Below are 24,137 nucleotides of genomic sequence, written 5' to 3' on the forward strand. Positions count from 1 at the left end.
GGCGGTGCGGATGGTGGCCTTGTCCTGGTCGGTCAGGGCGATGGTGGTGGTCATGTCGTGTTCCTCGTTTCGCTAGTGGCCCTGGAGGTTCGGGCCGTTTCGTTCGATGAACACAATCTGCCCGGTCGCGCTGACACGGACCTGACGCCGTCCTGACAGCCTCGCTGACGCGCCACCGACATCAGTGTCGTGGCCGATGCGTACTTTCCCGATCAGTGAACATCGACCGATCCGGGCGTATGCGAATCGTGTTAGAACGTGTTCTCGCCGTTCGATTGGCAGACATCAGCCTGCTGCCGCGTTCGAACACACTTCCTCCAAGGAGGGTGCAATGACACTTCTGCGATCAGACTCCGACATCCGCGAAATCGAGGCCGACTCCGCGCCTGCCCGCTTCGCGCGAGGCTGGCACTGCCTTGGCCTCCTTCGCGATTTCGCCGACGGGAAGCCACATACCGTCGAAGCCTTCGGCACCAAGCTCGTCGTCTTCCGGGGAGCCGGCGGCGGCAAGATCAATATCCTCGACGCCTACTGCCGCCACATGGGCGGTGATCTGTCCGAAGGCGAGGTCAAAGGCGATGAGATCGCCTGCCCGTTCCATGATTGGCGCTGGGGTGGCGACGGTCGCTCCAAGCAAATCCCCTACGCGCGCCGCGTTCCTCCCCTCGCCCGCACCCGGGAGTGGACCAGCCTGGAACAAGACGGAATGCTGTTCGTCTGGCACGACCCGGAAGGCAAGCCCCCTACCGCAGAGGAGACCATCCCGCGTATCGAAGGCGCCGAGAGCGACGAGTGGACCGACTGGCATTGGTACACAACGATTGTCGACAACAACTGCCGCGAAATCATCGACAACGTCGTCGATATGGCGCACTTCTACTATGTACACGGCTCCCTGCCGTCGTACTTCAAGAACGTCTTCGAGGGGCATATCGCCACCCAGTACTTCAAGAGCGAGGCTCGGGCGGACTTCGCGGCGCCGGAGGGGCAGCCGAAACTGCTCGGTTCCACCTCGGTCGCCTCGTATTACGGGCCCGCGTTCATGATCGACGACCTCACCTACCACTACGAGACCGGTGATCAGCAAACTGTGCTGCTGAACTGCCACTACCCGGTCAGTGCCGACAAGTTCGTGCTGATGTACGGCATCATCGGTAAGAAGATGCCCGGTGTGCCCGAGGAGGTGGCGGTGCAGGCCGCGGTCGCGCTCGGCGACTACATCCGCCTCGGATTCGAACAGGACGTCGAGATCTGGCGGCACAAGGCTCGCATCGATAATCCGCTGCTGTGCGAGGAGGATGGGCCGGTCTACCAGCTGCGTCGCTGGTACAACCAGTTCTATCTGGACCGTGCCGAGGTCACCCCCGAGATGGTGGACCGATTCGAACACGAACTCGACCTCTCCAGGGCTCAGGCGGTGTGGCGCAAGGAAGTAGCCGACAACATGGCTGGTCAGGCGAAGTCGACCGGATCACCGGCATGACCACCGAACGCACCGACAACCGACTCGACGACGTCCCCCTGCGACCTCTGCGTTGCCACGAGTGCGCCGCCCTAGTGTTGGTTCGCAAGAGCAGCCGAGCCCAGACGAGCCTGCAGTGGAACGCCGAAGCGCGCTCCGCCTGCTATGAATTGGCCGCGTCGCCGTCGTCGGGACCGGCACTGGCAGGATGTTCACGGATCCGGCATACGATCGATGCGGCGGTTGCCTCCGGGGAGCTGCACATCGTCGAATCACGATCGGCATAAAGGTTCGTGGGCCACGCTGTTCGGCCCCGCCACCCGTGTTCTGCGGCATTGGGAGACGATGGGCCTGTTCACCTGCCCGGCCATCCGCCAGATGGTGGCCGCGCTCATCGTTGATGCGTAGCCGCCGCGGATCCTCCAGGAATCTCGTTGAGCCCCGGTGCGTACGCCGTGCCGTAGGCGAGGAGCAGCGGGGAGCGCGGCGGCTTTCGATCGTGGGTGTTTGGTCGCCGGGATCGGTGGAATGCCCGATCGTGGGCCCGCCGGCCCGTGTCGCAGAAGGAGGATCTCCATGCTCGGAACAATTATCGGCGCGATCATCGTCGGACTCTTCGTTGGCGCGGTTGCGCGGCTGGTGATGCCGGGTAAGCAGAACATCGGTGTCATCATGACGATCCTGCTGGGTGTGATCGGCTCCTTCGCCGGCTCCTGGATCTCCTATCAGGTGGGGTACTCCAACAGCAATGGTGGTTTCCAGATCATCCCGCTGGTGGTCGGCATCGTGGTCGCGGTCATTCTGATCGCCCTGTATCTGGCCGTCACAGGACGCCGCGTGCACTGACTCGCGGCCTGGACCGAACCGCCGGTGCCCGGTCGGCTCACTGGTTTTCCCAGTAGCCCGGCCGGGCATCGGCCTGTCGGTGCCGAGGTACCCGCGTTCGGCGTCAGTTCCCCGGTGCGGATCTCGCCTCGATTCGCCATCGGACCAAACCGATCGCCCGGCCGTATCGAACCCCTCGCATGTATCGGCGACTACTGCGGGCAGGCCCCGTCGAGCTACGCCGCATCGATAGGTATCAGCCGACAGCACCGGCCGACCATCGAGTAGCATCCTGCCCGGCGCCCGGCAGGACCGGTCGGACGGGTCATTGCTGCGGCGCGCAACCGCCCTCGGGCACCCTCGACCCACGGAGACGGACAGCAATGGCGGACGGACCTCGCTTCGGCCAGCAGGAACCCGACCGCGAATCCGATCCGCCCGCCGCGTGCCCGGTGGCCGGGACGGGTGCGGAACAAGAACTCATGGTTCGGCTCGGCGGATACCTGGGACGCATCGCCGACGGCGACCGTACGGCGTTCACCGAGCTGTACCGATCCACTCATGACCGGGTGTTCGGCCTCGCGCTGCGCATCCTGCGGCGACCTGCGGCGGCCGAAGAGGTCACCCAAGAGGTTTATCTCTACGTGTGGAATACCGCCGCGAAGTACGACCAGCGGCTGGCCAGCCCGATCGGCTGGCTGATGATGATCACCCATCGTCGAGCCGTCGACCGCGTCAGAACCGAAACCTCCTCGGCAACAAGAGACCTCGCGTACGGTCAACGCAATCTCGGTCGTGACCACGATACGGTCGCCGAGGCCGTCGGTCAGCGCGATGAGGAGCAGGCGGTGATCCGATGCCTGGAGACCCTGACCGATCGGCAACGTGAGACGGTAGCCCTCGCCTATTACGGTGGCCGGACGTATTCCGAAGTCGCGGACTACCTCGGCATACCGTTGTCGACGGTGAAAACCCGCATCCGTGACGGGCTCAAACGCCTGCAGAGCTGTTTGGCAGGAGCGGTGAGCGATGCCTGAAGATATGCCGCCCGGCGAGCTGGTCGATCTCGCCTACCCGTACGCGCTCGATGCCCTGCCCGATGCGGACAGGCGAGCGACCGAACGTCTGCTCGACGAGGCGGATGAGCGATCAGCGGCCGAATTCCGGGCCACGGTTCGATCCGTGCGCGAGACATTGGCGCGGATGGCCGTGATCGATGCGGTGCCGGCGCCGCCGAGGGTCGAGACCGCGATATTGCAGGCCCTCGATGAGCAGCCGGCCACGGTCGAGGTGCTCTCCGAGCACGCCCACCGGGTACGACGGCTGCGTTGGCTGGCGGCAGCGGCCGCGGCGATCGTCGCTATTGCCGTCGGGGTGGGGGTTGCCGTTTCCATCGGCGGCGGCGAGGAGACGGCAGGGATCACGGCGCAAGAGGTTCTCGACGAGCCCGACACCCGCAGCCGGGTGGCCGAAGCATCCAACGGTGGGACGATGTGGGTCTTCGCGTCGCCGGGGTTGGCCGCCGCCGCGGTATCTTTCGACGATCTGCCGTCGCCGCCCGCCGGCAAGGTGTATCAGATGTGGCTGATTCCGGCTGACGGGCAACCGCTTTCGGCGGGAGTTCTGGATACCATCCCGACCCGGGGCTCCCCGCTCGTCGTGCGCATCGGTGACGCCTCGCAATTGGCGGTCACGGTCGAACCCGCCGGCGGCTCTCCCGCGCCCACCACCGACCCGGTCGCCGCTGTATCTCTGGGTTGACCCTGGGAAAGCCGGGCCCGTGGGCTTGCTGCTCAGGCCACCGTCACCGCGACGGAGTGCCAACCGGTGGCGCCATCCGGGATCGGCCGTACGCGCTGGTCGGTCTGCCGCTGCCCGGTGGCGTCTGTCGCCCGCACCCGCAGGGTGTGCCTTCCGGGTTCCGCATCCCATCGCCAGGTCCATTGCCGCCAAGTGTCTGCCGAGTACTCGGGGACCAGGCAGGCCGGAGCCCATGGCTGGTCATCGACTTGGACCTCGACCATGGCGATGCCACGCTGTTGCGCCCACGCCACCCCCGCCACCATCGTCGGTCCGGCCGCCACGGTCGCGAACGCACTGGGCGTGTCTATCCGCGAGGCCACCTTGATCGGGGCGCGTTCGGCCCAGCCGCGAGCGGTCCAGTATGCCGTCGCTTCGTCGAAACGGGTGATTTCCAGGTCCACAACCCATTTGGTCGCGGAGACGAAGCCGTACAGTCCGGGGACGACCAGGCGTGCCGGGTACCCGTGCTCGAGTGGTAGCGGTTCGCCGTTCATGCCGACCGCGAGGAGGGCATCCCGTCCGTCGGTAATCGCCGCGATCGGGGTCCCGGCGGTGAATCCGTCGGCGCTGCGCGAGAGCAACATGTCCGCTTCGGGTGCGACGCCGGCCGCGGAGAGCAGCTCGACCAGGGAGTATCCGGTCCACACCGCATTGCCCGCGAGGTCCCCACCCACCTCGTTGGAGACACAGGTCAGGGTGATCATCTTCTCCACCGCGGTGAACTTCTCGAGGTCTGTCATCGAGAACTCGACGGTCCGGGCGACTCGGCCATGGATGCGCAGCCGCCAGTCGTCGCGGGTGACGGTAGGGATTCGTAATGCGGTGTCGATGCGGTAGAACCGGTCGTTGGCAGTCACGAAGGGAGTGAGTCCGGGCACCGGCGGGTCGGTCCCCGGTGGCGGCGGCGCCGCGGTTGTCTGCGGTTTCGGCAGCCGGAAGGCCGCGCGGTCGGCGGTGATCGCGCGCAGGCGCTGGCCGAGCCACTGTCCGGTCGCCACCGCGCCGGCCGCGACGACGGCCGCACCGCCGGTCAGGATCAAGAACCGGCGTCGCGAAAGGTCGGCCCGCCCGGCCCCGGACCGGGGCGCGCGGCTGATCAGCACCCGCAGGGTGACGATTCCCGCGGCAACACCGAGAACGGTCGGGATCACGTCTGTCGTCGCGGCGTCCGGTCGTTGCAGCACGACGATGCCGACCGCGATACCCAGCACACCGAGGGCCGCGCTTCCCCACGGCCGATGGCGCTCGAGGAGCCCGATGGCAATCGCCAGCGCCGAGATCACGAGGGCCATCGACAAGAAGAGGACTTGTTTGTCGCGGGTACCGAACTGTTCGATGGCGAACTCGCGCAACGGTTCCGGTGTGCGATCGACGACGGTGGAACCGACCGCGAGGAAGGGGGCTGCCGCGGGATTCGTCACTGCGGCGAGGAGCTCTGCCACACCGAGCACGACCGCGGTAGCGGCCGCTCCCGCGAGTGCTGCCGCGGTCTTTCCCGGGGGTCTCGGCGGTGACGGCGCGCTCGGGGCCGGACGGTTCGGGTCGTGCGTGGGGTCCATAGCGCCCTCGTATCGAAATCTGACGAGAAAGTGGTCGAGTACGTCCTGTGGTCACCGCCGAGTGCCTCCATCGCCGGGGTGGCGAGCACCTCGGTTGGGCTCTCCACCCGGCGATGAAGGTGCGCGGTCAGGCCGGCGGGCTCCGCAGCAAGCGTATGCGCGACACCAGGTCAGGCGGGAGGCATCAAGACGCCGTCGATCATGTATACCGTCGCGTTGGCGGTGGACACTCCGCCGCAGATGACCGACGCGTTGCCGACCTTGATGTCGTCGCCGGAGCGGGTGACGTTCACCTTGCTTCCTTGCACTGTCGTCTGTTCGCCCGCGATATCGGACGGCGCGATCCGGCCGGGGACGACGTGGTAGGTCAAGATGGTGGTGAGGGTGTCGGCGTCGGTTCCGAGCGACTCGATGGTGGCTGGATCGATTGTCGCGAAGGCGGCGTCGACCGGTGCGAACACGGTGAACTCACCGCCATTGAGCGTATCGACGAGATTGACCTGCGGGTTCAGCTGCCCGGACACGGCCTTGACCAACGTCGTCAGCATCGGGTTGTTCGACGCCGCCACCGTCACCGGGTCCTGTGCCATGCCACTGACCGATCCTGCGCCGCTGGGCAGTTGTGCGGCGTAGTCATCACATCCTGGGCCGACCAGATCTGCCGCGGCGGCGTCGGCGGTGGGCTCGTTGGTCTGCATCGCGGGCGACGACGTCGTCGTGGCAGGAGATGATTCGCTTGACGAATCGTCTCCGCATGCCGACGCGCCGAGCAATGCCACGGCCGAAATCGCCGCGATCGCGAGGGTGCTGCGAGTGGTTCTCATCGGGTTCATCTCTTTCGGTTCGACGACCTGGACGGTCGTTCAGTTCGTATCTGCCGTACGGAGTTCGTCTTGCGATCGAGGCCGGACGGGTCGGGTCGTGATCGAATTCCATGACCATCCACTGGGGCCTGCACCGCGCATGCCGCCGAGGCCCGAGCCGGCGTTGCTCGGTCGCTATCCGAGACCGACTGTGCGAGCCAGGAACGGCCACGAGCGGTGCAGGTCGTCCTCCCAATAGCCCCAGGAGTGGGTGCCCACCGGCCGATCATCGAAGGTGACCGGGATATCGAGCGCACGCAGCCGGTCGGTCAGGTTCACCGTGCAGAAGCGGACCGCGGCCTCGATCGGCGCGCCGAAGGCGATCTGAACCGGAAGCGGGATACGTCCTTCCGCCACCCGGCGATCCGCCGGGGTGTCGTGTGGTGCGGCCGGGATGCCGCTGCCCGAGCTCAGGTAGAGCGCTGTCCCGCGCAGTTTCTCCGCGTTGAGCAGTGGATCGTTCGCGCGCCACAGCGGGCCGTTGCGCGGGCCCCACATGTTCTCGACGCTTCGCGCGCCACTCCAGTTCTCCACCGTGATACGGACGAACTCTTGTCCGATCGGATCGGATGTCTGCGCGCAACCGCTGTAGGCGGCGACACCGTGCCAGAACCCGGGCTTGGCGATGGCGAGGTTCAGGACCGAGGTGCCGCTCATGGATACGCCGGCAAGCACACGTTTTCCGCTGGCACCGAGATATCGCTCGATCACCGGCGGCAGCTCCTCGTTGAGGAAGGTCTGCCAGGCGTTGCGGCCGAGGACGGGATCGTCGTGTACCCAGTCGGTGTAGTAGGAGCCGGCTCCGCCGATCGGCATGACGACGTTGATCGTCTTGTCGCGCAGGAAAGCCATCGCGTCGGTCTGCGCGTCCCAGCCGCTCTCGTTCGGGCCGCCCTGGGATCCGTTGAGCAGGTACAACGTCGGCCGCGGCGTCGCCGGGTCGGCGGCACGGAGTACCCGCACCGGAATGGGCCGGCCCATGGCCGCCGAGTAGACCATGACGTCGAACTCACGGCTGTTCACCTGATTCGCGGACACGATGCCGGGAATCTCCGGTGCAGCGGCTCCGGTGCCGGCCACGCCCGCCGAGGCCACGGCAGCCAGCATGCCGGCCAATGCCCACCGCAGGATTGTCGTTCGCGTCGATCGTGCCATTTTCACTGGCGAGCCCCTTCGGCTGCGGGATGACGGATCATCGTCGAAATTCACAGCAGGGGATTCGTGTCGCCGATGCTGCCGGTTTGGTGCGGACCGAGCCTTCATGGCCGAGTGGGCACGCGTGATCCGCTGCGGCCGTCCCGGCAGGACGGCCGCAGCGGTGGTGCTACAGCGCGAGCAGGGCTCGCCTTCCGGCATGCGAATCAGCCAGGGGCCGAACCGCTATGCGCATCAGCGCCAGGGCGTTGTCGTCGCCGGCGATGCGGTTCGAGCGCACGGCGCCACAGGCGAGGCAGTGGTGGATGAGCGCCCACTCACCGCTGTCGCGCACCGAGACGCTGATCGCCGTCATCCGGCCCCGGCAGGACTCGGCTCTGTCGCCGGGACGCCGGCCGTCGACGTGCCGGCTGGTCAAGCATTGCGGACAGTGGTTGCGATGTGCGGTGCCCGGTGCGACAAGGGGCACATCGAACCGGCAATGCAGACAGCGGAAGGTGCCCGCCGGCGATCCGGTGTGCGTTGCGTGAAGCACGTCCTTGGTGCGCTGCCGGCGTTGTCGCGTGGTGTTTTTTCGCGGCATCACCATGTCCTCACAGCTCGCTGAAGACTTCGAGCGGGAAGGGAGGTTCGGCGAGCGGCCGGACAGCCATGCGCATCAGGATCAGCTGATTGTCATCGGTCGCGACCTGATGCAGCGATAGTTCGCCGCACCGCACGCATCGGTGCACGATGGCCCACTGCCCGGTTCGCAATGCCGCGATGGACAGGGGAGCCATCCGGCCACCGCACTCGGAGCGGCCGCCTTCGCGATGGTCGACGGTATGCCGGGAATGAAGGCAGCTCGGGCAGTGATTGCGCCTGCTGTCGTCGGTCGCGAGTTCGGTGACTACCAGCCCGCATCTGAGGCAGGTGAAAGTGCCGGTCCGTTGTGCTGGACTCGGGTTGTTGTGTGTGGTGGTGTCGGACACCCGGAAGCTCCTGACTGAGACGAGGAAAGTAACAGCGAGAGCCGGCCGAGTGCGCCTCGGGGATAGCGCGTTATCGAGCAGGCCGGGCCTGGTCGATAACCGAATCGGTCATTCGGTGAGGCGCGCTCGGCGCCATCCGGGGAGTAAACATGCCTCATCCTCCGAAGGTCGGAAATCTTTGTGTCATGGGGTCGATCGAGGACTGTAGACCTCGGCCGGGCGCGGGCACCAGCGAATTTCTTCGGCCTTACTCAGCGGGGCGGTTGTTCGATGAGGAATGGCCGTATCAACCCTTCGAGTTGCTCGGCCATGTCATCGACGGTGACGACACCCGGCTCCATCGCGGCCTGGACATGAATTCCGATGGCGGCGCCGACCAAGATGGCGGCGAGGCCGTCCGCTCGGACGCCGTCTGGCAATCGAATGTGCGCATCGACCCATCGTTGGGTCGTTCGACGTAGGCGTTGATGCAGCTCCGCGTATTTGCCATGGATGGGCGAGGCCGGGTCCGCTGCTTCGACGAACAATGTCACGAACAGCAGGGACAATCTCGCGATCTCCGGCTGTTTGACCCGGGCCAGGAGATCGGGGGCCGGATTCGGCGAGCCTTCGGCAACCATCGCGTCGGTTCCTGCCAGTAATGTTTCGCCCGCCTCGTCGAGAACCGCGATGAGCAGCCCCTCCTTGTTGCCGAAATGCCATGGGATCGACCCGCGGCTGACGCCCGAGCGGGCGGCCACATCCGCGAAAGTGGTCTGCTGGTAGCCCTTTTCGACAAAGAGCCCGGCAGCGGCGTCGATCAGCAGCCTGCGGCTCTCCCGTGTGGTCTCGGCACGTCGATCTGCCATCTCTTCGTTCCGTCCTTCCAGGTCCCGGCGGCGCAAGCCTAGCTCAGTCGGCCATTGACCAGCCAGCCAGCACGGACTATGTTGGCTGACATAGAACGCGCCGGCCATCGGCTCGCCGAGTTCGCTTCGTTCCCGTTACCGCGTCGGCAAGTTCGCCGTGCGCATTTGCCCCGATGGGAGATGGAAAACCGATGACAACAACTGATTCGAGCCCGCACCGGATCGACGAGGCCGAGCGCAGGCTCACCGAGCGTGAGCACCGAGAAGCCATCCGGCTGTGTGCGGTACCGCTCTATGCGGTCGGCCGACCGATGGGGACCAGGCGATGAAGGTCGACGGCTCGGTTGTGCTGGTCGCGGGCGGTGCCTCGGGCCTGGGACGCGCGGTGGTGCAACATCTCGATCGGCTGGGGGCGCGGGTGGTCGTCCTCGATATCGACTCGCACAACGACGGCGGCAGTCGAATTCACCACGTCGCAGGCGACATCTGCGACGTGGACGATGTCGCCTCGGCGCTGAATCATGCCGGCGAACTGGGCCACCTGCGCGCGGTGGTGAACTGTGCCGGAATCGACCGGGTCGGAATGACGCTGGATGCGAATGGGCCCTTGCCTATCGACCAGTTCGCCGAGGTGGTTCGCGTCAATCTGATCGGCGCGTTCAATATCCTGCGCTTGGCGGCCGCTCGAATGGCCGACCTCGAGCCGGTGGCGGGGGAGCGGGGTGTCATTGTCAACGTCGGTTCGATCGCCGGCCTCGATGCTCCTCCCGGCATGGTCGCTTATGTCGCCGCCAAGGCCGGATTGGCCGGGATGACCTTGTCCGCGGCCCGGGATCTCGCCCCGGCGCTCATTCGCGTCGTGACTGTCGCCCCCGGCATTTTCGATACCCCGATGTTCGCTCGACTCCCGGATTACGCGCAGCAAGCCACCTTGTCGGTCGCGCAGCATCCGTCTCGCCTCGGTGACTCAGGTGAGTTCGCTGAACTGGTCATCCATGTCATCGAGAACGCCATGCTGAACGGCGAAACGATTCGCATCGACGGTGCGCTCCGGCTGGGAACGCAGCGGGGTTGACCCGCGAATTGCCCAGGTACACGCCGGAAAGGCGTGGTCTACAGGGGATTCGAAGAGACGGAGCTCGCGGCTCCCATTCGACGAGGTGAGGTAATGATGACGGCTGATGGCACACGGGTCCGAGCCTCCGGGCGTTTCGTGACAATCGCGACGGTGATCTGCTCGGCGACGATGGTGGTGTTCGGTGCCTGGATGCGGGTGGATCCGGCGGGCTTCGCCGAGTGGGCGAACTGGCCCAACCATGTGCATTTCCTGCACGACGCGGGCGTATTCCAGCTGGGTATCGGATTGATGATGCTGTGTGCCCTGTGGTGGCGAGATGCCTTGGCGGTGGTGCTGTTCGGCTTCGCTTTCGCGAATACCTTCCACGCCATCAACCACGCGATGGACGCCGACCTCGGTGGCAATTCTTCGGACTTCTGGACGCTGGGAGCAGCTTCGGTGATCGCGGTGGCTGCGCTCGGCGTGCGTTTACGAATTCTCGACCAGCGTAAGGGTGAATGAAATGAAGGTGATCGTCGCCGGCGCGACCGGCACGCTGGGCATGGCCCTGACCGAGCAGTTGATCGCCGCAGGACATGCGGTGACCGGCTTGTGCCGCCGACCGGAGGGCGCCCAACGACTGACGGCTGTCGGTGCGGAAGCTGTTGTGGCCGATGTGATGGACGAGCAGGGCCTGCTGACGGCGCTGGCGGGCCATACCGCCGACGCCGTGATCCACCAGGCCACCGCACTCACCAGGATGCCCATCACACACAGCCGCCTCGATGCCACGAATGCCCTGCGCGACATCGGCACAACGCACCTGTTGCTGGCAGCCGAGACGGTCGGTGCGCGCCGGTTCCTCACTCAGTCGTTCTTCCTCGGCTACGGCTACCGTGATCACGGCAGCGAGCCCGTCACCGAGGACCATCTTTTCGGCCGCCCGGACGGGACCCCCTTCGATCGCCATCTGCGGTCGATGCGATCGAACGAGGATCAGGTCTTCGCCGCCAACGGGATCGATGGCATAGCCCTGCGCTACGGGCTGTTCTACGGACCCGAACCCGGCACGCGGCGTTTCGCCGCGTTGACCCGCGCGCGCCGGCTCCCGGTCCCCACGCGTGCCGGCGTCACCTCGCCGATCCACATCACCGATGCGGCCGCGGCGACCGTCGCGGCGCTCGAACACGGCCGCGGTGGTGAGGCGTACAACATCGCCGACGACACCCCGCTCGGATTCGACGACTACATTCGCGCGATCGCCCGGGCGTCCGGCGCGCCGGAACCGCGGCGAATTCCTGGTTGGCTACTACGTCCCACCCCCTACCTGCACGGGTTGATGGTCGGCACCAGCATCCGGTTGTCGAACGACAAAGCGAAGCGGGAGCTCGGGTGGATGCCGCGCTACCCCAGCTGCCACGAGGGGCTGGTCGATCTCGATGCCGACGACCACCAGCTTCGATGAACGACGCCGCCGTCTACCCGGAAGGAGCTCCCGGTGAGCACACCGCGCTCGAATAGCAAGGGCTTGCTATCCCTGATGGCCGCGCCGCTCGGCGCCGCTTATGGTGTCGCCCTTGGGTTTCGGATGTATCACCCGCCGCGACGGCCGCATCACCGACGGCCCGAGGACGTCGAACTGCCCTCGACGGAGCACGCGATCGAGGTTCCGGGAGGCGGGCGGCTTCATCTGTGGTTTTGTGCGGGTGCCCGTGACCGCGTGGTCGTCCTCGGCCACGGCATCGGGCTGAGTAAATCCGCGTCCTTGGCGCATGCCAAGGTGCTCCACGAGGCCGGCTACACCGTATGCCTGTTCGACCATCGCAACCACGGGGCGAGCAGCTACCGCTACGGACTGCGCAGGCTGGGTGAGCAATTCACCACCGACATCGTCGAAGTCGTCGCGTCGCTGCGGGCACGCGCCGAGTTCCGCGACGCCAAGATCGCGCTGTTCGGGTTTTCGTTCTCCACATTCCCTTCCATCAACGCGCTGACTCGTCCGGGTTTCGCCGTGGACGCGATCATCTGCGACAGCGGGCCGGTGGACGACGGGCGGGCACTGTTCGAACGCTTCCTCGCAGCGGGGCCTCTGCCACTTCCCGGCCTGCTCGCTGACGGCAGAGCCGGGACGATGACCAGGTCGGCGATGTCGGCCACCGGGCTGGCGATGCTCGGCGTCGACTGGCCGCCGCTGGTGACGCCGACGGCTGAGCGGGTACCCGCACTGTTCATCTGCGGGGAAAACGACCCCATCACAACTCCGGATGCCGTGCATGCCCTGGCTGCCAGGTATCCGCGGTGCCAGGTGCGGGTGCTGCCGGGCGCGGGTCACCTAGAGGGATTGAAGCTCGCGCGACAGCGCTATACCGAACTCGTCCTGAATTTTCTCGACGACGCCCTCGCCGCGTGACGGTAGTAGCCGCGGCGGGCTCGCCGAAGAATGTCTCACGCTGTTGTGTGATCCCTTTCATTACGGCTCCATATATACGGTGCCGTATACATGGAGCTATGCTCAACTATACGCACCCGTATACATGAATTCGCTGAGGGCGAGCGCGGCGATGGAATTGCTCGCCGTGTGGGTGCCTGGCGGAGCCGACAGGTTTCGCGTGAGGACAAGGAGTTCACATGATCAAGTGGGCCGGTTGGCTCATCGTGCTGTTCCCCGGAATCGGGCACACAACGGGCTCTCTCATCGAGTCGGCGCCCAAACATGCCGACGAATGGCTCGATGGAACGGGGTGGACGGCGGATGCCAACGCCATGGACTACGCCGAAGCCACCTTGTGGTACACGGTGTTCAGCTTCGGTGTGCCCTTTCTCGTCATCGGCCTGCTGGTGCTGTGGATGGATCGTCACGGGATCACCCCGCCGGCGTTCCTTGCCTGGCTGGTGGCCGGGTGGACCCTGATCACCGTCGCGGTGGGCGGCCCCTCTCCGTTGCTCGTCCTCCTGCTCGTCGCCGGTCTGCTACTGGCGGGCTCCCGGCGCGCAGCCCGCAACGGCAAGCCCGGAAGCGCCGCCGCGGTGGCCGTTCATGCGAGCTGAACCCGTCGCGGCGCCATCGGGCCTCCGAGCCACGTAGGAAGCCATCTCCTCCTGAGGAGGTACGGACACACTGTGAGATAGTCCCCGACGCACCGGAATGGCAGGTGCCAGAACGCAAGGGAGGTGATGAATATGGCCCGTCAGGCATCCCACCAGCATGTCCTTTTCCGGGCTGCGCGACATCATTGATCATCGAGCGGCCCGGTCTTTCACGACCAGGAGTGTCGCGTGTCAACAACGTTTCCCTTGTCCAGTGCTGATTTGTTCAGCGACCGGCTCTGCCTGCGGCAGTGGCCCGCTGCCGACCTCGCTGCCGTCGGCGACGACAGCCGGCGGGCGCACTGGGCAGATGATTTCCCCACCGAGGGCGATCGGGTGATCGCCGGCGTGATCGCCCAGCAGAGGGTCGGGACCCGGCAGGCCCACCGGCAGATCGTCGAGCGGGCGTCCGGCTTGGTGGTCGGCAGTATCAGCCTGCTGTGGCCGCCGAATGGCGGCGCCGTCGAATTCGGATACGGCGTCGTCGCATCGCGGCAGGGCCGTGGGTATGCCTCGGAGGCTGCTCGGGTGATGGTCTCCTTCGCCCTGACTTCGCCTGAGGTCCACACCGTCTACGCCGATGTGGACCAGACGAATCCGGCATCGATCCGCGTGCTGGAGAAGGCCGGGTTGCGCCGCGTCGCAGGCGACGGGACGACAGTCCGGTTCAGTACCACGGCGCCGAGCCGGTAACGGTCGCTGCCGAGGATGGTGGTGATGCCGCCGCCGTCCTCGGCTCCGACGCACAGGCCTCGGCCCGCTGCTGTCCGGGCCTACGGTGCCGTCGACGGCTCACTGCGCCCGCTGTGGCGTGCCAATACGCGGGTGCCGGGTCCCGACGCGGCTCCAGGGCCGGAGTGTGGCGACACGGTATCCGCGTGGACCGGTTCCCGGCACTGCGAACAACACACCGTCGGTGTGAATGTTTCGCCACAGTCGTTGTGTACCAATCGAACCGGCGGCCCGCCCGGTGGCGTCACCCACTTGTCGCCCCAGGCCATCATCGCCATCAGCACCGGCACGAGTTCGGACCCGGCCTCGGTGAGGTGATATTCATAGCGCGGGGGCCGCTCCTGGTAGGCCCGCCGCTCCACGATGCCGTCCGCGACGAGGGATTCGAATCGTCGAGTGAGCAGGTTGCGTGAGATGCCGAGGTTTTCGGCGATGTCGTCGAAGCGGTGCAAGCCGAGATAGATGTCTCGCACGATCAGCAGAGTCCACCATTCACCGACGCGCTCGAGCGTCTGCCCGATCGAGCAGTGCATTTCCGCGAAGCTGGTGCGTTGCATGTTCCCGAGTGTAGAGGGTTGCTTCATTGAACTCACCTGCGTATCGTGTGGCGAGAGAGAGAGTTCAATGAAAGGACTTACTGATGCCGTTCGTAGAATTGTTCGTTCCCAAGGGCTCGCTCGATCCCGAGCAGCGAGAGAAGATCGGTAGCCGCCTGGTACATGAGGTGATGATCGCGGAGGGAGCGCCCGACACCGAGGTCGCCCGCTCCATCTCGTGGCTCGTGGTGAACGAGATAGACGCGTGGTTCGTCGGCGGACAGCAGCTTCCCGTCGGGGAGAAGCCGAAATACTTGGTGCGAGTGGGTGTCCCGGCGGGCACTATGAATGATGACAAGCGCAGCGAGATCGTGCGCAGGGTCAATGCGGTGCTGGCCGAAGCCGACACGGACCCGGCGCGATTCGGCCAGGCGTCGAGTGCTTGGGTGCATATCAACGAAGTGCCGGAAGGCAACTGGGGATCGCACGGGAAGATCGTCCGGACCGAGGATATCGTCGCCCTCGTCGCCGTGAGCTAGCGCTGGGGCCGGTGACCAGCGTCGCCGGCCTCACTCGAGGAATTCGAGCTGAATCGCGCTGGCCCAGCCTGATGGCCAGGACGCATCCGAGTGCATCGACCACATTGCGTCGATATCTTGCTGACTCGAGTCCGGGCCGGCCTGCATGGAGCGTGCGACCAGGTGAGTGCGTCGAGTGCAGACCGGCCATCGGTCGATCACTCAGCGAGGTCGAACCTGCGGAGGTAGTCGGAGATCGCCGGGGCGGTGGGTGTGCGGACGGCGATATAGCCGTCGGGGCGAATGAGGATCAGGGTGCCGGGGCGGGCTCGGTAGATCCGCTCCGCTTCGGCACTGACCAGCAGCTCCGGCAACCCTGTGCGAGTGCGGGCTGCGGTATCGAGGACGAGGCAGGTGCGGACAGCGGGGGCGACAGTGGCTGCCAGGTCGCTGAGGGGATGGATCGAGCCGGGGCCGAAGCCGAGCACGGTCCAGTGGGTTCCGCGCAGGATGTCGAACAGGCGCGACGGTGAACCGTCGGCGTCGACGCCGCGAGCGTCCGGCGCCCTGTCTCCGGGGCCTGGCCCTCGGTGGCGACGGGTGGCAGCGACGGTGAGCGGGGAGTTCGGGTAGGAGATGGCGAGTTGGTTGGTCGCGGCGAGGAGCCTGCTCATCACAGCGGGCCGCTTGATCACCGGAAAGATCAGATGGTCGCGCAGTACTCGCCGCATTCCGCGCAGCGCGAACACCGACTCGAATCCGCGAGAACTGTCGGCAAGCACCTTGGTGGCGACGGGGATTCGTTCCAGGCCGTAGCTGTCGAGCAGAACCTCCGATGCGCCGTCGAGCACCGCGGCGAGCTTCCAGCCGAGGTTGTAGGCGTCCTGGATGCCGGTATTCATGCCTTGGCCGCCCGCGGGGGAGTGCACATGCGCGGCGTCGCCGGCCAGCAACACCCTTCCGTCTCGGTATCGGTCGACCATGCGGGCATTGAACCGGTAGCGAGACAACCACGTCGGGCGGCTCATGGTGACGTCTGTGCGGCCGGTTCGATCGGCGAACAAGCGGCGGAACAGGTCCAGCGTGGGCTCGGGGACCGAACCGTCCGGCCCGGGCACGACGTTGGCCTGGAATTGCCACGCTCCGTCGGCATGTGGCAGGGGTGACACCGCAAGGTAGCCGCCGTCCTCGCCGAACCAGGCATACGCGGCCTCGTCGTCGAGCCCGTCGATCACCACGTCTCCGACGAGGAAGTGCTGGTCGGCGTGCGTGCGCCCGTCCATGCCGAGGCCGAGCTCGCGGCGCACCGTGGAATGCCCGCCGTCGCAACCGATCAGGTAGCGGGCTCGAATGGTCTCACCGGTGTCGAGTTCGGCGATGACGCCGCCGTCGTCTTCCCGGAACGAGGTCAACGCGCATCCGAACGACACGTCACCGCCCAGTTCGCGCAGCCGATCGGCCAGCACCTGCTCGACCCGCCATTCGGGGATCACCAGCAGGTCCGGATACGGCACGCCTGGACGCGGTCCGGAGCCGGCCGTCGCCAATTCCACTACGAACTCGCGTTCCTGGTGCAATCGCAGCGGTATTCCGGTCGTCCCTGCCGCGAGGATCGTCTCGACCACGCCGAGATCGTCGAGAACTTCCAAGCTTCGCGGTTGTAGCCCCTTTCCTCGTGAACCGATGGCGGGCGCTGGCTTGCCATCGATCAGCCGGTGCGGAACCCCTCTGCGGGCCATCTCGACGGCGAGGCATAAGCCGGTCGGTCCGGCACCCACTATCAGGACGCCGGTGTCAGGAACCTCATTGTCTGCCATTGGTTCTCACCTTCACTGCGGAACTACTACGTTGTAGTACGACAATGTAATACTACGATGTAGTAATCTCAAGGCATGCCGAAGAGAAGTGAGCGCCGCGTGCTGTTGGCCGACACGGCGTTGGCGCTGATCGATGACTACGGACTGGCCCAGGTCACGCACCGCGCCATCGACGCCGCAGCAGGTGTGCCCATCGGAACCACCTCCAACTATTTCCCCACCCGCGCGGCGCTGTACGAGGCCATCGCGCGTCGCATCCTCGACCAGCAGCTCGAGGCCGAAGCCGATACTGCCGACGGCGAGGCGACGGCCGAGGACGTCGCGGACTACTTGGCCGCCGCCGGCGACGCCGGCGCGGGCCCGGCAAGGAACCGTTACCTGGCCCGGTTCGAACTATCGCTGGAAGCCAGTCGAAACGCCGACCTGGCCGCCGTCATGCGCGAACTCCGCGCCGTCACCCTGCGCAGGCGCGCGGCCCGGATTCGCGCTGTCTACCCCGAAGCCACCGAGCAGCAGGCCGACGCGATTGCCTCCCTGCTGACCGGCATCGCCTTCGATCGCCTGACCCTCGAGGTCCCGGCGATGGATACCGCTGCGATTGCGCGAGCCGTGCTGCGAGGTTTTCTCGAGTAGCGGTGAAGTGGGGAAAGTTTGCCTCCGCGACTCGACGGGTAAAAACCACTGATGATGACGAGTGCGATCGTGGTGTTGCTGGTGCCCAGTGTGCTGCTCATCATCGTGGCATTGACCATGCGTCATTTCGACGCGAGATAGTTCAGCAGGTCGGCCTGTATCGCGCAGCGCCGAGAAATCCGGCCGCGAGACCGAAAGGTGCGCAGAATGGATCCTGATTCCGAATCCACACCGATTGCCGCTGCGGCAGTGAGTCTCGGCCTTCCGGCCGGGCCGGACGCTGCGGCGACCTTGCAGACGATCGCCGAAACCGTGGCGGTGACAGAGGCTTTCGGCCACGACGACGTCGACGCGATCGGCCTGGTCGTCAACGAGATGACCACCGAACTGGTCGGCAGTGCCGACGACGAGGCCGTGGTGCACTGCGAGATCACCTCCAGCGCGAGCGTTGTGCACGTGCAGTTGGGCGCGGCCACCCACAGTGTGCCGCGCCAGGACGCCGACGATCTCGATTGGCAGATCGTCTACGCGCTCGCGCCGTCGGCGACCGTGCGTTCCCGGCCCGACACCACCGGTGACGGCTTCTGGACGCAGATGCAGTTTCGCTGGGACCGCGGCCGATGCAGCACCCGCGGCACCCATGCGCTGCGCGAGCTGGCCGGTGCCCGCGGTGGATTCACCTCGGCGGCATGAGCACAGCGTCGATCAGGTAGTCCGTCGCGAGTGGCGGTGTCTTCTCCTCACATGCCCGCACACTCCGCGATCGGCGCGGGATAGCGCGCAGGGTCGACGCCGTGACGCCAGGGACGGTGGATCGAGGCGCCGGCCAGCTCCGTCAGCTCCGGGATCCAGCGGCGTACGTAGTCACCGTCGGGATCGAATCGGGCGGCTTGGCGCAGCGGATTGAGGACGCGGTTGGGCCGGGTATCGGTGCCTGTTCCGGCCGCCCACTGCCAGTTGAGTTGGTTGTTGGCGAGATCGCCGTCGACGAGCCAGTGCAGGAAATGCCGCGCGCCGATGCGCCAGTCGATCCGCAGGGTCTTGGTCAGGAAGCTCGCCGCGATCAACCGCGCCCGCCCGGGCATCCAGCCCTCGGCGAGCAGCTGCCGCATCCCGGCGTCGACGATCGGCAGACCGGTCCGTCCCTGTTGCCAGGCGGCGACGGCATGCGGATCCGAACGCCAGGTGATCCGGCGGGCGCGGTAATCGGACCAGGCGGCGTCGGGGCGAGCGGCGAGCACCTGATGGTGGAAGTCGCGCCACGCCAGTTGCCTGGCGAATGCGTGGCCGCCCTCGGTGTTCGTGTCGACCGCCGCGAGCACCTGTGTCGGTGACAGGCAGCCGAAATGCAGGTAGGGCGACAGATGCGAAGTGGCGTCGGCGTCGAGTGAATCGCTGAGCCGGTCGTAATCGTGGACCGCTCGTGAAGCCCACTGGCGCAGCAGCTTTCGTCCGGTCGTGGCGCCGCCGACATTCAGATGTGGCGATCCGGTGGCGTGGCACAGGTCGGCGGCGGCGGCCAGCCGATCCCCGCCGACCGGGGGAGTGCCGAGTCCGACGGGCGTCGGCAGGGGCGTGCGCCGACGCGCCTCGATCCACCGGCGGAAATAGGGCGTGAAGACCGCGAAATGGTCACCACCGCCGGAAGGCTGCACAGCACCCGGATCGACGGCGGTGACGGAGGCGCCGTGCACATGTACAGCGCACTCGGTCAGTTCCTCGCGCATGCGGCGCACCCGGCGCGCGCTGTAGGCGCTCACATCGGCGGCGATATGCACGCTCGCGGCGGCGGCCTGGTGGGCCAGACGTGCGGTCTCCAGCACCGTGTCACCACGTCGAATGACCAGATGACTACGGAGACGGTGCAATTCGGCATCGAGTTCGGTGAGTGCGGCGAGCAGGAAGCGCACCCGATTGGGCGCGGCGAACCGGGCGATGAGCTCGTCATCGAGCACGAACAACGGCACCACCACCGACCCGGTGTGCTGGGCCGCGGAGAGGACGGGATTGTCCTCGACCCGCAGATCGCGAGTGAACACGGCGATCGCGGGGGCCGCCCCGGCTGGGGTCGGCGCGGCGGACGTGTCGGTCGGTCCGTTCATCGCGTGCACCGCTTCATCGCGTGCACAGCGGGGCGATGTCGCCGATCCCGCCGGTGGTGGGTGAGGTCAGGTAGACGCAGGGGCTCTGTCCGGCGGCGGTGATCGCGGCACGCACGTCGTCCCAGGTCGTGGTGTCGAGGGCGGTCTCGCGGGCCAGCACGAAGCCGGACAGCCGAGTCGGGTCGGTCACCAGGGCCCACGAATAGTCGGGCGCCAGGGCTGTGACGATGTAGTTGGTGGCGCCGCGCTGCTGGTCTTGGCCGGGCACTCCGGGGAAGCTGACGTGCAGCTGGGCGTTGGTCTGCGGATCGTTGACGGTGGCGGTACCCCGGATCTCGTTCAGTTCGCCGGTCCACGTCACGCACGAGTTGTGCACGGCGATGTCGCCGCGCTCGGTCAGCCGATAATTCGCGGTCGTGTCGCGAGCGCAGGAAACGTTGAAAACCTGTGGTATCGCGGCTAATTGGCGCCACGTACCGAGGTAGCGATCGACCTCGAGTCCGGCGACCGGACGCGGCGGGCCAGGGAGCGGGTCGGCTGCCGCGGTCTGCGGCAGCAACACCGCCGCGGCGGCGATCGAGGCCAGGACCGCGCCTCGACAACGCCTGGACGTGCTGAGTGTTCTCATCGGAGGCTCCTCAGGTCTGCGGTGACCGGACCAACGCTACCATAAAACGATGCAGAAACGATGCGTATGGGCGTCGTGGTCCGGAGCTGCACCGGTGGACCAGGCAGAATGAGACCATGCTCGCCGGGTCCGCCTCTCACCCCGACGCGTCGGGATACCCGGTGCGTGTGGTTGCCGAGCGTCTCGGCATCCCCACCGCGACCCTGCGCAGCTGGAATCAGCGCTACGGCATCGGCCCGGCCCGCGAGCCCGGCCGCCATCGCCTTTACACCGAGGCCGATATCGCCGTGGTGCAACGGATGCTGGAACTCGTCCGGGCGGGTGCGAGCCCGGCGAGTGCCGCCGCGGAGGTCACCAGCCGGGTGCGGGCGCCCGAACGTGGCGACTGGCAGCCGCTACTGGCGTCGGCCTTCGAGATGGACACCCAGACGATGGCCGAACTGCTCGGCGCGCATCTTCGCGCGCATGGCGTCATCGATACCTGGGAGTTGTTGTGCCGACCGGCTTTCGCGCAGATCGTCGAACGACAACTCGGTGGCGAGGGCTGCGTCGATGTCGAACATCTGCTGTCCTGGTCGATCACCGCGGCGCTGCACAGCTACATCCCGCCGACCGCTGCGGCGAACCCGCGCTCGGCGGTGTTGGCCTGCACGAGCGGGGAAACACACGTGCTCCCGCTGGAGGCATTGCGGGCCGCTCTCGCCGAAAGGGGCGTGGGCGTCTGGATGCTCGGCGCGAACGTTCCCACCTCCGCCCTCTCCGACACCCTCGCACGCACCGACCGCACGCCGGTCGTTGTGCTGTGGTCTCAGCAGGAATCGACCGCGCTGATCTCGGCGATCCGCGCCGGCGAGACCGCTGGTGCCCGGGTGTTCGTGGGCGGACCCGGCTGGGAGTCGGCGATCCTGCCTGCTACCACAACCGGTCTGACCGGTCTCGCCGAGGCGGTGGACCTGATCATCGGCCAGGATCATTGACCGAATTTACGCATCGTTTTCGCGTCGAAATGCGATAGCTTGTTACGGCCGCGTCTGCGGACCGTGATCGCGGTCCAGCGTAGTACGGACGTCGATTCTGAGAAGGTGGTCGGGTGGACATCTGGAGCCGGTATGCCTCGGCGGTCAGCTCGCGCAGGTCGTGGTGGCTGCTGGTCGTGCTCGCCATTGCCGCGATCAGGGTGATCGGTGGGGTGGGGGAGAACGAGTCCGCCGGTGCGGCGCCGACATCGCTGCCGGACGGTGTTCAGTCCGCGCGGATCGAACAGGCGCTCGCGCAGTTTCCCGATGCCGGTTCCGCCTCGGCCGTCCTCGTGGTCTCCCGCGCCGACGGCGCCGCGCTGACCGAGGCCGACCTGTCCGCGGCGCGCGAGGCGGTGGCGCGGGCGAAGTCCGGCGCACCCGGCGACGTCCGTCTGATCACCTCACCTGATGGTGTCGCCGCGATCGCCGAGGTTCCGGTCCCTGCGGAGTTGAGCGGGTTCGCGCTGACCGACGAGATCGACCGTCTCCGAACGGTGTCCACCACCGGCTTGCCCGGCGCCCTGAATCTCGAGGTGACCGGTGGGCCGGCCTTCGGCGCCGATATCGCCGATTCGTTCTCCGGCGCGAACGCCACCTTGCTGGCGGTCACCGCGGCTGTGGTGGCCATCCTGCTGATCGTCACCTACCGGTCGCCGGTGCTGTGGCTGATTCCGCTGCTCATCGTTGGGCTCGCCGACCGGGTCGCGACCAGCGTGGGGACCGGGCTGGCGAAGGTGACCGATCTCAGTTTCGACGGCTCCACCTCAGGCATCACCAGCGTGCTGGTGTTCGGTGCGGGCACCAACTACGCACTGCTGTTGGTCTCGCGCTATCGCGACGAACTGCGCCGCGAACCCGACCATCGGCGTGCGCTCTGGCAAGCGTGCCGCCGAGGCGGACCCGCCATTCTCGCCAGCAACCTCACCGTCGTCGCCGCGCTGCTGATCTTGTTGCTGGCCTCGGTGCCGAGCACTCGCAGCTTGGGCGCGTCGGCCGCGGCGGGCCTGCTGGTGGTGGTGCTGTTCGTCCTTTTCGGGTTGCCTGCCGCGCTGGCATTGTTCGGCCGAAAGGTGTTCTGGCCCTTCGTACCGGAAGCCGGTTGCCCCGATTCATCCGAGACCGGGATCTGGCATGCGATCGCGACTCGCGTGGTCGCGCGGCGGGCCGTCGTGGCGACGAGCGCGACGGCGGCGCTGGTGGTGTGCGCGGCCGGGCTGTTCACCGTCGACGTCGGGCTCTCGCAAACCGAGCAATTCCGGGTGCAGGCCGAGTCGGTGGCCGGCTTCGATACCTTGGCGGCGCACTTCCCGGCGGGCACCGGCGATCCCGCCGTTGTCGTCGCACGCTCGGCATCGGCCGCGCAGGTGGAGCAGGTGTTGACGGATACACCCGGCGTGCAGCGGGTCACCAGGACCGGCACGTCCGATACGGGACTGACGCGCTGGGCGTTGGTGATCGATGCGCCGCCGGAATCCGAACGGGCCTTCGATCAGGTCGAATCGATACGCGAATGTGTGGCCGAGATACCGGACGCCGACGCCTTGGTCGGTGGCAGCGACGCGCAGGCCCTGGATACCCGGGACGCCGCGAGCGGGGACCGCGCCGTGATCATGCCGCTGATCCTGGTGGTGGTGCTGCTCATACTGATCGCGCTGTTGCGGGCCATTCCGGCCGCCCTGGTGCTGGTTGCGGTGACGGTGCTCTCCGCGCTCGCGGCGCTCGGCGTCGGCAGCTGGGTCAGCGTGCACCTGTTCGGATTTCCCGCCATCGACACCAACGTGCCGCTGTTCGCCTTCCTGTTCCTGGTGGCGCTCGGCGTGGACTATTCGATCTTCCTGGTGGTCCGCGCTCGGGAAGAGACGCCAGGGCACGGGACGACACAGGGGATCGTGCGGGCGGTCTCGACCACCGGCACGGTCATCACCAGCGCCGGACTCGTACTGGCGGCCGTGTTCTGCGTGCTCGGTGTGCTGCCGCTGATCACCCTCACCCAACTCGGCATCGTCGTGGGTCTCGGTATCCTGCTCGACACCTTCATCGTGCGCACGATCATCATTCCGGCCCTGTTCGCCACGATCGGCGATCGCATCTGGTGGCCGAGCAAGCCGGTGACATCCTCGGCCGCGGATCATGAAACCGTCGCGGCCAACCGGTGATCACGGTCCGGAAAGCAAGAAACCCGCGCCTCGGCGCGGGTTTCTGGGCTGAACGCTGCTAGATGGCGCGGACGGCCTGGGCCTGCGGGCCCTTCTGGCCCTGCCCGACCTCGAACTCGACCCGCTGGCCCTCTTCGAGGGACTTGTAGCCGGAGCCGGAAATCTCGGAGTAATGGACGAAAACGTCGGGACCGCCGTCATCTTGCGCGATGAACCCGAAGCCCTTTTCGCCGTTGAACCACTTCACACTGCCTTGCGACATACTTTGTTTTTACTTCCTGTTGCGAGCCGAGCGATCACGTGAACTACCCGTGCTCGTCACCCAGCATGTCACACTTGCGGGCCATATCCCGCGCCTGCGCTGTT

Annotated in this window: 27 protein-coding genes; 16 read left to right on the forward strand and 11 right to left on the reverse strand. The window is 66.6% G+C overall.

Translation table 11 applies throughout. From position 1 onward, the window contains the following. Positions 1-331: 331 nt before the first annotated feature. From RJ05_RS28185 to RJ05_RS28205, 4 genes are all read left to right on the forward strand, one after another. The gene (locus tag RJ05_RS28185) at positions 332-1,483 is read left to right on the forward strand and encodes a 3-ketosteroid-9-alpha-monooxygenase, oxygenase component (protein ID WP_036543008.1); all 1,152 of its coding nucleotides are present in this window, start codon (positions 332-334) and stop codon (positions 1,481-1,483) included. A 555-nt stretch (positions 1,484-2,038) separates the two neighbouring features. Next, complete coding sequence (locus tag RJ05_RS28195) at positions 2,039-2,308, forward strand: GlsB/YeaQ/YmgE family stress response membrane protein (RefSeq protein WP_036543014.1); 270 nt, start codon at positions 2,039-2,041, stop codon at positions 2,306-2,308. A 362-nt stretch (positions 2,309-2,670) separates the two neighbouring features. Next, complete coding sequence (gene sigK / locus RJ05_RS28200) at positions 2,671-3,324, forward strand: ECF RNA polymerase sigma factor SigK (RefSeq protein ID WP_036543017.1); 654 nt, start codon at positions 2,671-2,673, stop codon at positions 3,322-3,324. A gap of 4 nt (positions 3,325-3,328) precedes the next feature. After that, positions 3,329-4,048 (forward strand): anti-sigma factor, encoded by a 720-nt coding sequence (locus RJ05_RS28205; RefSeq protein ID WP_051017047.1) that lies wholly within the window; start codon positions 3,329-3,331, stop codon positions 4,046-4,048. 32 nt (positions 4,049-4,080) lie between these two features. Here RJ05_RS28205 and RJ05_RS28210 read toward each other — a convergent pair whose 3' ends face one another. The 6 genes from RJ05_RS28210 to RJ05_RS28235 all read right to left on the reverse strand — a co-directional run bounded on the left by RJ05_RS28210 (position 4,081) and on the right by RJ05_RS28235 (position 9,594). Next, positions 4,081-5,649 (reverse strand): molybdopterin-dependent oxidoreductase, encoded by a 1,569-nt coding sequence (locus tag RJ05_RS28210; protein WP_036543023.1) that lies wholly within the window; start codon positions 5,647-5,649, stop codon positions 4,081-4,083. A gap of 170 nt (positions 5,650-5,819) precedes the next feature. Further along, positions 5,820-6,473 (reverse strand): fasciclin domain-containing protein, encoded by a 654-nt coding sequence (locus RJ05_RS28215; protein ID WP_036543149.1) that lies wholly within the window; start codon positions 6,471-6,473, stop codon positions 5,820-5,822. A gap of 174 nt (positions 6,474-6,647) precedes the next feature. Then, positions 6,648-7,667: an alpha/beta hydrolase gene (locus RJ05_RS28220; RefSeq protein WP_051017049.1), complete on the reverse strand. Its 1,020-nt coding sequence runs from the start codon at positions 7,665-7,667 to the stop codon at positions 6,648-6,650. 169 nt (positions 7,668-7,836) lie between these two features. Then, positions 7,837-8,256: an RNHCP domain-containing protein gene (locus RJ05_RS28225; protein ID WP_249040602.1), complete on the reverse strand. Its 420-nt coding sequence runs from the start codon at positions 8,254-8,256 to the stop codon at positions 7,837-7,839. Between the two features lie 4 nt (positions 8,257-8,260). Continuing rightward, entirely contained in the window at positions 8,261-8,638 is a 378-nt protein-coding gene (locus RJ05_RS28230) for an RNHCP domain-containing protein (RefSeq protein ID WP_036543026.1), read from the reverse strand. Positions 8,639-8,889: 251 nt separating this feature from the next. Next, positions 8,890-9,594, reverse strand: coding sequence for a TetR/AcrR family transcriptional regulator (locus tag RJ05_RS28235; protein ID WP_081597601.1), 705 nt, complete (start codon positions 9,592-9,594; stop codon positions 8,890-8,892). A gap of 83 nt (positions 9,595-9,677) precedes the next feature. Here RJ05_RS28235 and RJ05_RS31205 point away from each other — a divergent pair, with 83 nt between their 5' ends. The 7 genes from RJ05_RS31205 (at position 9,678) to RJ05_RS28265 (ending at position 14,323) form a co-directional block, all read left to right on the forward strand. Next, the gene (locus tag RJ05_RS31205; protein ID WP_156090875.1) at positions 9,678-9,815 is read left to right on the forward strand and encodes a hypothetical protein; all 138 of its coding nucleotides are present in this window, start codon (positions 9,678-9,680) and stop codon (positions 9,813-9,815) included. After that, positions 9,812-10,561 carry an SDR family NAD(P)-dependent oxidoreductase gene (locus RJ05_RS28240; RefSeq protein ID WP_036543029.1) on the forward strand — a complete coding sequence of 250 codons (750 nt, stop codon included), beginning with the start codon at positions 9,812-9,814 and terminating at the stop codon, positions 10,559-10,561. The genes RJ05_RS31205 and RJ05_RS28240 overlap by 4 nt, the downstream gene beginning before the upstream one ends. Before the next feature lie 138 nt (positions 10,562-10,699). Next, the gene (locus RJ05_RS28245) at positions 10,700-11,065 is read left to right on the forward strand and encodes a hypothetical protein (protein WP_255220974.1); all 366 of its coding nucleotides are present in this window, start codon (positions 10,700-10,702) and stop codon (positions 11,063-11,065) included. A gap of 1 nt (position 11,066) precedes the next feature. Further along, the gene (locus tag RJ05_RS28250; RefSeq protein ID WP_036543032.1) at positions 11,067-12,008 is read left to right on the forward strand and encodes an NAD-dependent epimerase/dehydratase family protein; all 942 of its coding nucleotides are present in this window, start codon (positions 11,067-11,069) and stop codon (positions 12,006-12,008) included. A 33-nt stretch (positions 12,009-12,041) separates the two neighbouring features. Further along, positions 12,042-12,953 (forward strand): alpha/beta hydrolase, encoded by a 912-nt coding sequence (locus RJ05_RS28255; protein ID WP_156090876.1) that lies wholly within the window; start codon positions 12,042-12,044, stop codon positions 12,951-12,953. Between the two features lie 218 nt (positions 12,954-13,171). Beyond that, positions 13,172-13,591, forward strand: coding sequence for a DUF6463 family protein (locus tag RJ05_RS28260; protein WP_036543035.1), 420 nt, complete (start codon positions 13,172-13,174; stop codon positions 13,589-13,591). 228 nt (positions 13,592-13,819) lie between these two features. Beyond that, entirely contained in the window at positions 13,820-14,323 is a 504-nt protein-coding gene (locus RJ05_RS28265) for a GNAT family N-acetyltransferase (RefSeq protein ID WP_036543038.1), read from the forward strand. An 80-nt stretch (positions 14,324-14,403) separates the two neighbouring features. Here the strand turns inward: RJ05_RS28265 and RJ05_RS28270 are convergent, their stop codons facing one another. Beyond that, a complete protein-coding gene (locus RJ05_RS28270; protein ID WP_051017055.1) occupies positions 14,404-14,919 on the reverse strand; it encodes a winged helix-turn-helix transcriptional regulator in 516 nt (171 codons plus the stop codon). 83 nt (positions 14,920-15,002) lie between these two features. Between RJ05_RS28270 and RJ05_RS28275 the strand changes: the two genes are divergently transcribed. Next, complete coding sequence (locus RJ05_RS28275; RefSeq protein ID WP_036543042.1) at positions 15,003-15,437, forward strand: tautomerase family protein; 435 nt, start codon at positions 15,003-15,005, stop codon at positions 15,435-15,437. A 197-nt stretch (positions 15,438-15,634) separates the two neighbouring features. Here RJ05_RS28275 and RJ05_RS28280 read toward each other — a convergent pair whose 3' ends face one another. Continuing rightward, complete coding sequence (locus RJ05_RS28280) at positions 15,635-17,233, reverse strand: FAD-dependent monooxygenase (RefSeq protein ID WP_036543045.1); 1,599 nt, start codon at positions 17,231-17,233, stop codon at positions 15,635-15,637. 75 nt (positions 17,234-17,308) lie between these two features. On the opposite strand from RJ05_RS28280, the gene RJ05_RS28285 reads away from it, so the two are divergent. Continuing rightward, positions 17,309-17,866 carry a TetR/AcrR family transcriptional regulator gene (locus tag RJ05_RS28285; protein WP_081597604.1) on the forward strand — a complete coding sequence of 186 codons (558 nt, stop codon included), beginning with the start codon at positions 17,309-17,311 and terminating at the stop codon, positions 17,864-17,866. 207 nt (positions 17,867-18,073) lie between these two features. Continuing rightward, positions 18,074-18,559, forward strand: coding sequence for a hypothetical protein (locus RJ05_RS28290; RefSeq protein WP_138445791.1), 486 nt, complete (start codon positions 18,074-18,076; stop codon positions 18,557-18,559). 47 nt (positions 18,560-18,606) lie between these two features. Here RJ05_RS28290 and RJ05_RS28295 read toward each other — a convergent pair whose 3' ends face one another. Then, a complete protein-coding gene (locus tag RJ05_RS28295; RefSeq protein ID WP_081597607.1) occupies positions 18,607-19,968 on the reverse strand; it encodes a cryptochrome/photolyase family protein in 1,362 nt (453 codons plus the stop codon). Positions 19,969-19,981: 13 nt separating this feature from the next. Beyond that, entirely contained in the window at positions 19,982-20,596 is a 615-nt protein-coding gene (locus RJ05_RS28300; RefSeq protein ID WP_051017060.1) for a lipocalin family protein, read from the reverse strand. Positions 20,597-20,712: 116 nt separating this feature from the next. Between RJ05_RS28300 and RJ05_RS28305 the strand changes: the two genes are divergently transcribed. Further along, entirely contained in the window at positions 20,713-21,573 is an 861-nt protein-coding gene (locus RJ05_RS28305; RefSeq protein WP_036543050.1) for a MerR family transcriptional regulator, read from the forward strand. Between the two features lie 113 nt (positions 21,574-21,686). Beyond that, positions 21,687-23,771 carry an MMPL family transporter gene (locus tag RJ05_RS28310; protein WP_174343982.1) on the forward strand — a complete coding sequence of 695 codons (2,085 nt, stop codon included), beginning with the start codon at positions 21,687-21,689 and terminating at the stop codon, positions 23,769-23,771. Between the two features lie 58 nt (positions 23,772-23,829). On the opposite strand, the gene RJ05_RS28315 is transcribed toward RJ05_RS28310, so the two are convergent. Next, positions 23,830-24,033 carry a cold-shock protein gene (locus RJ05_RS28315; protein ID WP_036543053.1) on the reverse strand — a complete coding sequence of 68 codons (204 nt, stop codon included), beginning with the start codon at positions 24,031-24,033 and terminating at the stop codon, positions 23,830-23,832. Positions 24,034-24,137 lie beyond the last annotated feature (104 nt).

The organism is Nocardia cyriacigeorgica NBRC 100375, assembly GCF_000308555.1.
Classification (GTDB): domain Bacteria; phylum Actinomycetota; class Actinomycetes; order Mycobacteriales; family Mycobacteriaceae; genus Nocardia; species Nocardia cyriacigeorgica.